Here is a 917-nt window from a genome sequence, read left to right on the forward strand (position 1 = left end):
CTAGGCCCTGTCCTGTAATTCATCGCAACCAGAGCACGATCGCAGCGATAGTGAGCTCGGCCAGGTAGTAGGCGGCGCGCTTGGCGAAGCGGGTGGCCAGACCACGGAACTGTTTGAGCCGGTTGAAGCAGCGTTCGACCACGTTACGTTGCTTGTAGACCTCGGGATCGAACGCCGGTGGCCTGCCACCCGCGCAGCCCTTGCCGGCACGGCGAGCGATCTGATCATCGCGTTCAGGACTGACGAACCGCACCCGCCGCCGCCGCAGCGCGGCCCGAGTCGAGGGATGGGAGTAGGCCTTGTCCGCGATCACCGCCTCGGGCCGCATGCGTGGCCGACCGAGTCCGGTCCGCGCCACGCTGATCCCGTCCAGCAGCGGCAGGATCTGCGGATTGTCACCAGCTTGACCACCGGTGATCAATACCCGCATCGGCAGACCACGACCATCGACGGCCAAGTGGACTTTGGTACTCAGTCCACCCCGCGATCGTCCGAGGGCTTCTCCGGCGACGCCGACGGCGCCCCCTTTTTCCGGGCTCCGGCAGCATGCTGATGGGCCCGCACCACAGTCGAATCGACCGAGATGATCCACTCGACTTCGCCGATCGAATCGTCCTTGACGATCACTTCGTCGAGGATCTTCTGCCAGGTTCCATCGACAGTCCAGGTCCGTAACCGCTCGTGCGCGGTCTTCCAGGGCCCGTACCGTTCGGGCAGGTCACGCCATGGTGCGCCGGTGCGTAGCTTCCACAGGATCGCGGTGATCACCTGCCGGTGATCACGCCACCGCCGTCCACGACCCGAGACCGGCAGCATGGGCTCGATCCGAGCCCATGCCTTATCGGTCAACTCACCACGACCAACCACACCTCACAGCTAACACCAACCACCACAACGAATTACAGGACAGGCCCTAG

At 64.3% G+C, this 917-nt stretch carries 1 pseudogene; it reads right to left on the bottom strand.

The features are described from left to right. Positions 1–19 precede the first annotated feature (19 nt). Positions 20–867, bottom strand: a pseudogene (locus ON36_RS33890) (IS5 family transposase). Positions 868–917: the final 50 nt, after the last annotated feature.

The organism is Nocardia thailandica NBRC 100428, from assembly GCF_000308795.1.
Classification (GTDB): Bacteria; Actinomycetota; Actinomycetes; order Mycobacteriales; family Mycobacteriaceae; genus Nocardia; species Nocardia thailandica.